This window comes from Ferroglobus sp. (assembly GCF_015521575.1).
In the GTDB taxonomy this organism is placed as follows: Archaea; Halobacteriota; Archaeoglobi; order Archaeoglobales; family Archaeoglobaceae; genus Ferroglobus.
Genome location: NZ_WANY01000119.1, coordinates 1 through 7,823 on the forward strand (window position 1 = coordinate 1; position 7,823 = coordinate 7,823).

Below are 7,823 nucleotides of genomic sequence, written 5' to 3' on the forward strand. Positions count from 1 at the left end.
GGAGAGGGTTATGGAAATCCTCGATTTGGTAGATATCGATGCCAAAGAAGCTGAGAAGAAAATAGCAGAGCTCGTGTTGGAAGTTGCTGAAGGTTTGGAAAAGAGAGAAATTAGCTTCGATGAAGCCGATAAAATCTTCACAGCCTTGATCGCTCTGAAGACAATCGAGTTAAGTGAAGAAATCGAGGAAATGCTAACTCTGGCTAATGAGCTGCACGAGGGGAAATGGGAAACTATAGCGATGATTAAGAGTCTTGCGTATGAGTTCAAAGAATGATGACAACTGAAGGTATAAAGAAGTGTTGACAAGGAGATCGATGTACGAGATGAGAACGAGGGGAGAGGGGCGCTGTGGGACTACTGAATTCTTTTATTCATAGCACTGTACAACTTAAAAAGGTGTTTAGCATGGTGATGAAATTTAAGTTGTCGTCCTCTCTTAATTCTATTATCAACTTTTTCCTGCTTAACGTAAATCAGGAGCTTATCATTTGAGTTTAACCTTCATAATCGTATTCTTGTGTCTTTTGGGAATTCCCCAGATATTCTGCTCTTTTATCTCCTTCCAATTTTCTTTAGTTGTTATTTCATAGCCAATGAAATCATCTCTTAACTGTTATTTCAGTACATTTCTTAGCGTAATATTCAGAAATAGCATTATCCAATTCGATAAACTTTTGAACGATTGGATTGTTTTTGTTTAGCTTGTACATTTTTGCCCTCCCTACTCTTCTTGTTTCCACGACTATTCCGAGATTTTCAAGAGTTTTCCAAATCTTAAGCAAGGTAGTTCGGCTAATTCCAGCTCCTTTTGCTATTTCTGTTTTGGAGTAATCGAAAGCCTCGTTATCGATTAGGAAGTCAATTACTCTTATTATCGGATTATCTTTCCCTAAGAATTTCAGAAATAATGTTTCTTCTACCATTTTAACACCCATTCCGCTTTTTGATATCGATATCAAAAACTACTGTTTAACAAATGCTTAAATATCTTTTCATCAATGTTAAGCAAGATGAACGATGAAGAACTTCACAGTATTCTCAAAGCTACGATTCTCAAAAAGCTAAAAAGAAGAGGAAAATGGGGGCATGCTCATACGAGTTTTGATAAGCTAACTTCCGGAATTCCTAAACATTTACGTGGATTAGCTAAAAAAGTTGCAGAAGAACTGATTAAAGAAGGATTATTACTCGCTAAACCGACATCTTACGGTTTGGAAGTCTCATTAAACCCTAGGAGAAAAGCCGAGATAGATGAAATTATTGATGAGAAGTACTTATAGGAAAGTAGTAAAATTGATTTTGCTGCGAGGTTATCTACATATCCAAAAATGTGAAGAGGCTTGTTTTTTGTTTACATAATTTGCATAGCTCTTTGAGATGTTCGAGATCGCAGAGTTTAAAGATGAAATGGTGTATTTTACCTTCAGGAGCTTTCTTAATAATGCCACGATCTTGAAATGAGATATATCTTCTTTGAGAAATATGCCGTTAAGTATGCCCTATTCTGTTAAGTATTCTCTAACCTCACTCTCGTTAAATTTATTCCTAACATTAAAAGTTATGTTGAATGGGAACTGTTGAATACAAAACTCACCACATGTCAAGTGAGCAAGATAGTACTCTATATCACTTCTCCCTGGCATACTAAAAACTCTATCAAGCCCACCTTCTTCAACAAGAAACTGAACATTCACGGCAAGCTCAATCCCGCCACCCAGCAAGGGCGTCAAACTCTTTACTACCAGTTGTTATCTTTCTCACGCTCCGCCTTCTCTCGAGAACTTTATTTCTGGTCTCAAAATCGCCTATGTTTGTGTGCTTTCTTGCAGCCGCTACAACTATAATTTTGGCAGCGCTGGATTCGTCAATCTCAGCAGCACTTAGTTCAGGAGGAGATGCTACGGCAATCGCTTCGGTTGTGCTGTAACCAGTATTCCCAGCTTTTCCGCTGTTGATGGTCCAACTCCGAGTATTTTCTCAATATATATTATCATTATCCCAGACTTACCGATAGTATCCTCCATCCCCCACACTACTTCCCATACGACCATCCGTACAATGTGTAGCAAAACCAAAGTTAAGTGTTTGGAATGATGTGAAAGTAAACATCAGAAAAAAGACAACCAACTTCCCTATAGAGATCATTACCACAGAACAAGTGTTTATTCGTGCTATAAAAGGAGCTACAGTAATATCTCCGCCAATTAAGGTTGATATTGCAAAGGTTTCGAGGAAAAGATGTGTTTACTAAAACCATTATTAGAGAATATGCAAATGCAAAACTGGTTGAGAGTGAATTTAAAAATAAAACAAACCTTCTCGATATATCTCCTTTGAGTACTTGGATACGACATGGAAACAAAGTTTCTTACGCCGGGGGTGGGATTCGAACCCACGCGGGCAGAGCCCAGCGGCTTAGCAGGCCGCCGCCTTACCACTCGGCAACCCCGGCTTAAAGAAATCTTTTTGGTATCTGGTTTTAAACGTTTTGTTCATTATGGTCATTTGATAACTCGCAACAAAATGAAAAGACAATACGTAAATATCGCATTCCTTTTTTACTTTTGTGCAGTTCCCCAAGAAAGTAAAAATCACGACCGGCGAGGAAATTACGCTCAAATTTCCCGAGAAAAACGATTTGGAGAAGTTAATAAGAATGTACACAACTTTATCGGAGAAGTCCCTCCGTTTTCTCAGACCTTACGAGTTTTCAAAGGAGGAAGTCAAGAAAATGTTCGAGAGGGTGGATTTCGAAAATGTCTACTCTGTTGTTGCGGAAAATGAGAAAGGAGAGATAGTGGCTGAAAGTAGGCTAATAAAGGTGGGTGAAAAATCTGCCGAATTGGCTGTCATAGTTCACGACAGTTATCAAAACAAAGGGCTTGGACAGCACTTGGTGAAGGAAATGATAGAGTTCGCAAAGAGCAGAGGAATCAGAAGATTAATAGCGTTCATAAACGAGAGAAATCGTGTCGCTTTGCACATCTTCGAAAAGTTCGGGTTTAAGGTTGAAGCCCGCTCCTACCTTGAACCAAGCATAATGGGAAAAGATGGGGCAGCATTAAAGCTCGTCCTTCAAATTTAATCGTACTCCCTCCAAGTTTTCCCACACTTCGTACAGCGGAAAAATCTAACTTCGCTTTCGTCCGCCGCTCTTAACTGCCTCAGCCACCAGTAGGCTTCTCGATTTCCACAGGCCGGACAGACGACGTTTGTTGTCGGAAGAGTTTTTATGTTTTCCTCTTCTATCACCGGAATTTCCTCCTTGTTCCTCTTTGAAACCGTGATGAGTTCTGCTTCTCCGGCATCCTTTTCGAAACCGCATTTTCTGCAAACCGCTTTATCTCCTTGATATATCATTATGCTCCTACACTTTGGACAGAATTCCACGCAGATACACCTCCGCATCCTTTATCATTTTTTCGTGATCGAATGCTAATTCCGGAAGTTCTTCGAGTTTAAAAACTTTCACATCCTCGGCATCGCTTCCAGCTTTAAGCTCTCCTCCCACGGGAATGAGAATGAAGCAAATCGAAACGAAGTGCCCTCTCGGATCTCTGTTCGGATCGGAGTAAACTCCAACGAGTCTTTCTATTTTACACTTCAGCCCGGTTTCCTCTTCAGCTTCTCTTACAGCAGCATCTTCAACCCTTTCTCCGTACTCAACTATTCCTCCGGGCAAAGCGTATTTCCCTTTAAAAGGCTCGTTCTTTCTCCTTACGAGAACTATTCCTCCCTCGTAGGGAATTATCGCATCGACTGTAAGCGTTATGCACTTCATAGAATCACATCCAATATGGACTTTCTAAAGTTTTTCTCCGCCTGCTTTTTCGCCCACGAAACGTCTCCTACTCGCTCAACCGAATGCGCATCGCTCCCTATCGAGTAAATTAACCCCTTCCTACCAGCTTCTTCTATTATATCGTGAGGGGGAGCCTTATGATAGCTGTTAATCTCTATCGCCACGCAGTTCTCCTTTGCAAGATCGATAATCTCAAGATCGTATTCCGGAATCCTACCATCCAAACTAACCATTTCCGAATGCAGATGTCCGAGAACGTGAATTTCCTGAGTTCTTATGCATTCCCTCAACCTTTTGTAGTATTCCTCCGGAGTCAAGTAGCTGTGAATAGAGGCGATTATTAGATCAAATTTAAATTCTGGCTTTTCTATCCTCCCGTTTTCAAGAATGCCGCACTCCACTCCGTTAAGAACAACAACTCCATATTTCTGCTCCGCCATCTCAATCTCTATCGATCTTTTCTCAGCTTTTTTCTTCGTAAGTCCGAGGGAATGTTCAGAAGAGTGATCAGCTATGCAAATGACCTTCAACCCCCTTTCTCGAGCTTTCCTAACTATTTCGTCTATCCTTCCCCTTCCATCCGAGTAAACGCTGTGTATGTGAAAGTCGAACACAACGAAAACTGTATATTCTCTGCATAAAAACGATTTGCCATGCTACAATTCACCTCAACGCTCCTAATGTTCATCTACGCGTCAACTAAAAATAAATTCGTCGGCTTCATATCTTGGACGACCTTCGGAGTGTTTTGGCTGCTAAATTTACCCTACTATCTCAGTATTTCCGATTATTTCAACTCCGCGCTTATGGTTGCAGCCTTTTCCCTCTTCACCCTCCTCGGCTTAACGATTCTAAGAGCTAATGACGACGTTTTTCCAAGGCTAACATTCATTGCTGCCATCTCCTCTCTTATTTACTTCACCTTCGCTGAAACTATGCTCGGAAAAGAGCTAATAGAGATAGTAGCTGCTCAAACATCAATTTTAGCAAGTTTTCTCGGTTACGAATTTACAGTCAGGGAAGATCTCATATACTACAACGACAAAATCGTACAAATAATTCTCGCCTGCACGGGAATAGAGAGCATATCACTTTTCGCCGGAATTTCGTTGGGGGCGGAAGGAAGAGTTGTTAACAAGCTTAAAGCTTTTTTAGTTTCCGTTCCAGTAATTTACGTGCTCAACCTTTTAAGAAACACGTTTATAATCCTCGCCTACGGAGATAGTTGGTTTGGTGAAAACAGTTTCTACATAGCCCACCACGTAATCTCCAAACTGCTTGCGACGGTAGCATTGATAATCATTGCAATGCAAGTTTTTAAGTATCTGCCGAACTTTGCCGAGGACATATTCAAAGCTAAGGATGTGGTGGTGAGAACTTGGTTAGAAAAGAAGCGTTGAAAGTCATTTTAATTCTAATCCTCTTACTACCTCTCGGAATTTTCGTAAAGTTCCTAATTCCTCTACTCTCAGCTCTAATAGCTTTTACAATTTTCTTCTTCAGAGATCCTGAAAGAGAGATCGGAAATTGGGTAGTCTCTCCAGCGGACGGAAGAATAGATTTCGTTAAAGATGGGAGGCTGGAAATCTTCATGGGGTTATTCGACTGCCACATTCAAAGGTCTCCGGTGAGCGGAATAGTTAAAAAGATAACCTTCGTTCCCGGAAAAAAGCGACCGGCGTTTATAAGAGGGGAGAACGAGAAAAAGGTGATAGAAATTGAGAGCGAAGAAGGTACTTTCGTTGTTGAATTAATCGCCGGAATTTTTGCAAGGAGAATTATCTGCTGGGTGAAAGAAGGGGAGAAAGTTGAAAAAGGGCAGAGAATAAGCATGATAATTTTCGGTTCGAGGGTTGCTTTGGAAGTGCCCGAAAATTACGTTTTCGTTAAAAAAGTTGGGGAAAAAGTTAAGGCTGGAGAGACAGTTGCTGTGAGAAGATGAAGTTGGCAGATGTATTTTCAATACTGAACGCAACCTTCGGATTCCTCGCCATATACTACCATAATCCCTCCTTTATATTTCTCGCTGCTTTTGCTGATGGCTTGGACGGATATCTGGCAAGAAAATATGGTTCTGGAGAATTCGGTAGAAGTCTCGATACTTTGGCAGATTTTATCTCTTTCGGAGTCGCCCCTACGTATTTCCTCGGAATTTTCGCTTTGCCCTACCTTTTTGCTTCAATTTACCGCCTTGCAAGATTTCTGAACGTAACTAAAGAAGATTTCGTCGGATTTCCTGTAACAGCTTCAGCAATGATAGTTGTTCCTCTCTTTCTGCATTCAAAAAATTTAGCACTTTTTGCAGCGTTACTTCTAACTTTTTTCATGGTCAGCAAGATCGAGTACAAAAAGGTTAAGGATGCGAAGCTTTTGAGTGTTGCAGCAATCCTTATTTTACTCGCTTTCGTCGATGCAAAGCTTTCCGTTGGAATTCTCCTCCTCTCAGTCCTTTACCTCCTTTCTCCCCTCGCTAAAAACTTTTATAAACATTAGTGCAGCCTTTCCAACAATGTCAGTGATAATACTCGACACCACACTGAGAGACGGGGAACAAACGCCTGGAGTTTCGCTCAGCGTTGAGCAGAAACTCATGATAGCTGAAGCTTTGGACAACCTCGGAGTAGACATAATTGAGGCTGGAACAGCCATAGCTTCTGAAGGAGAGTTCAAAGCCATAAAAGCGATAAGCGAAGCCGGGTTAAAAGCCGAGATTTGCAGCTTCGGAAGGATTAAAAAGGAGGATATCGACGCAGCAGCTGATGCTGGAGCTGATTCTATTTTCATGGTCGCCCCATCCTCGGACATTCACATTAAGAGCAAATTTCCGGGGAAAACCCGTGAGGATATAATTCAGATGTCAATTGAAATGGTCGAATACGCTAAAGAGAGAGGATTAATCGTAGAATTCGGAGGAGAGGATGCATCCAGAGCAGATTTTGAATTCATAAAAAAGTTGTTGAAGGCGGGAGAAGAGGCTGGTGCTGACAGGCTAACTTTCACAGACACAGTCGGAGTTCTAACGCCAGAAAGAGCCAAAGAGATAATGTCAGAGTTGAAGAAAGTCGTAAAGCTGCCAGTGGCTTTTCATGGGCACGATGATTTTGGATTAGCCACAGCAAACACGATTTACGCAGTTAAAGGAGGAGCAGACGAAATACACTGCTGCATAAATGGATTGGGTGAGAGAGCAGGAAATGCAGCCTTAGAAGAGGTCGTAATGGCGTTAGAATACTTATACGGAATAAAAACGAAGATAAACAAGAAAGCGATCTACCCCACATCCAAACTCGTTGAAAAGTTGACGAGAGTAGTCGTTCCACCGAACAAGCCAATTGTTGGAGAGAACGCTTTTACTCATGAGAGTGGGATACACACTTCAGCTGTTTTGAGAGATGCCAAAACGTATGAGCCGATTTCTCCCGAAGTAATAGGAAGAACGAGGAGCATAATCCTCGGAAAACACGCTGGAAAGGCGAGTGTGGAAGCTATAATGAAAGAGCTCGGCTACAAAGCCACAAAAGAGCAAATGCAGGAGATATTGAAGAGAGTGAAGGAGATCGGAGACAAAGGAAAGAGGGTCACCGATGCAGACGTTAAAGCGATAATAGAGACTGTTCTTCAGATAAAAAGAGAGAGGAAAGTCGAGCTTCTTGACTTGAATGTCGTAAGCGGAGCGAATATAATGCCGACCGCAAGCGTGAAACTTAAGATAAACGGAAAGGAGTACGTAGAGGCTGGAGTTGGCGTCGGTCCGGTGGATGCGGCGATAAACGCAATAAAAAGGGCTGTGAAAGAGTATGCTGACATAGAGCTCGTTTCCTATCACGTCGACGCCATAACCGGTGGAACCGACGCCCTCGTTGATGTCATCGTACAGCTAAAGAGGGGAGACAAAATAGTCACTTCACGAGGGGCAAGAACGGACATAATAATGGCGAGCGTTGAAGCGTTCGTAGAGGGGCTGAACATGCTCCTTTAGAGAATCAGGAAGATGTTTCCTATATTTACTCTTTTCAAA

The 7,823-nt window shown here is 41.7% G+C and carries 12 protein-coding genes, 1 tRNA gene and 1 pseudogene; 7 read left to right on the forward strand and 7 right to left on the reverse strand.

Going from position 1 to position 7,823, the window contains the following annotated elements; genetic code table 11:
- Positions 1 to 277 (forward strand): hypothetical protein (locus F7C14_RS04950; protein WP_290900446.1); only part of this gene is annotated, 277 nt, incomplete at its 5' end.
- A gap of 164 nt (positions 278 to 441) precedes the next feature.
- Here F7C14_RS04950 and F7C14_RS11110 read toward each other — a convergent pair.
- Both F7C14_RS11110 and F7C14_RS04955 read right to left on the reverse strand, forming a co-directional pair.
- A pseudogene (locus tag F7C14_RS11110) lies at positions 442 to 598 on the reverse strand (EVE domain-containing protein); the annotation flags it as partial.
- A gap of 4 nt (positions 599 to 602) precedes the next feature.
- Positions 603 to 926 (reverse strand): winged helix-turn-helix domain-containing protein, encoded by a 324-nt coding sequence (locus tag F7C14_RS04955; protein WP_290900448.1) that lies wholly within the window; start codon positions 924 to 926, stop codon positions 603 to 605.
- Positions 927 to 1,013: 87 nt separating this feature from the next.
- On the opposite strand from F7C14_RS04955, the gene F7C14_RS04960 reads away from it, so the two are divergent.
- Positions 1,014 to 1,283 (forward strand): hypothetical protein, encoded by a 270-nt coding sequence (locus F7C14_RS04960; protein WP_290900450.1) that lies wholly within the window; start codon positions 1,014 to 1,016, stop codon positions 1,281 to 1,283.
- Positions 1,284 to 1,901: 618 nt separating this feature from the next.
- On the opposite strand, the gene F7C14_RS04965 is transcribed toward F7C14_RS04960, so the two are convergent.
- Positions 1,902 to 2,054, reverse strand: coding sequence for a hypothetical protein (locus F7C14_RS04965; protein ID WP_290900453.1), 153 nt, complete (start codon positions 2,052 to 2,054; stop codon positions 1,902 to 1,904).
- Positions 2,055 to 2,374: 320 nt separating this feature from the next.
- Positions 2,375 to 2,455 (reverse strand) — tRNA-Ser (locus F7C14_RS04970).
- 114 nt (positions 2,456 to 2,569) lie between these two features.
- Between F7C14_RS04970 and F7C14_RS04975 the strand changes: the two genes are divergently transcribed.
- Positions 2,570 to 3,088, forward strand: coding sequence for a GNAT family N-acetyltransferase (locus F7C14_RS04975; RefSeq protein ID WP_290900456.1), 519 nt, complete (start codon positions 2,570 to 2,572; stop codon positions 3,086 to 3,088).
- On the opposite strand, the gene F7C14_RS04980 is transcribed toward F7C14_RS04975, so the two are convergent.
- The 3 genes from F7C14_RS04980 to F7C14_RS04990 are packed head-to-tail and all read right to left on the reverse strand — an operon-like array spanning position 3,085 to position 4,419.
- Complete coding sequence (locus F7C14_RS04980; protein WP_290900459.1) at positions 3,085 to 3,393, reverse strand: transcription factor S; 309 nt, start codon at positions 3,391 to 3,393, stop codon at positions 3,085 to 3,087. The genes F7C14_RS04975 and F7C14_RS04980 overlap by 4 nt on opposite strands.
- Entirely contained in the window at positions 3,371 to 3,784 is a 414-nt protein-coding gene (locus F7C14_RS04985) for an NUDIX hydrolase (RefSeq protein WP_290900461.1), read from the reverse strand. The genes F7C14_RS04980 and F7C14_RS04985 overlap by 23 nt, the downstream gene beginning before the upstream one ends.
- Positions 3,781 to 4,419 carry a PHP domain-containing protein gene (locus F7C14_RS04990; protein ID WP_290900463.1) on the reverse strand — a complete coding sequence of 213 codons (639 nt, stop codon included), beginning with the start codon at positions 4,417 to 4,419 and terminating at the stop codon, positions 3,781 to 3,783. The genes F7C14_RS04985 and F7C14_RS04990 overlap by 4 nt, the downstream gene beginning before the upstream one ends.
- Positions 4,420 to 4,458: 39 nt before the next feature.
- Here F7C14_RS04990 and artA point away from each other — a divergent pair, with 39 nt between their 5' ends.
- From artA to F7C14_RS05010, 4 genes are read left to right on the forward strand one after another with little or no spacing between them, the layout of a single operon-like run.
- Positions 4,459 to 5,205, forward strand: coding sequence for an archaeosortase A (artA, locus tag F7C14_RS04995; RefSeq protein WP_290900465.1), 747 nt, complete (start codon positions 4,459 to 4,461; stop codon positions 5,203 to 5,205).
- On the forward strand, positions 5,184 to 5,747 hold the full coding sequence (locus tag F7C14_RS05000) for a phosphatidylserine decarboxylase (protein WP_290900467.1): 564 nt from the start codon (positions 5,184 to 5,186) through the stop codon (positions 5,745 to 5,747). Before artA ends, F7C14_RS05000 begins: the two co-directional genes overlap by 22 nt.
- Entirely contained in the window at positions 5,744 to 6,298 is a 555-nt protein-coding gene (locus F7C14_RS05005; RefSeq protein ID WP_290900469.1) for a CDP-alcohol phosphatidyltransferase family protein, read from the forward strand. The genes F7C14_RS05000 and F7C14_RS05005 overlap by 4 nt, the downstream gene beginning before the upstream one ends.
- A 16-nt stretch (positions 6,299 to 6,314) precedes the next feature.
- Positions 6,315 to 7,784: a 2-isopropylmalate synthase gene (locus F7C14_RS05010; protein ID WP_290900471.1), complete on the forward strand. Its 1,470-nt coding sequence runs from the start codon at positions 6,315 to 6,317 to the stop codon at positions 7,782 to 7,784.
- The last annotated feature ends 39 nt before the right edge of the window (positions 7,785 to 7,823 follow it).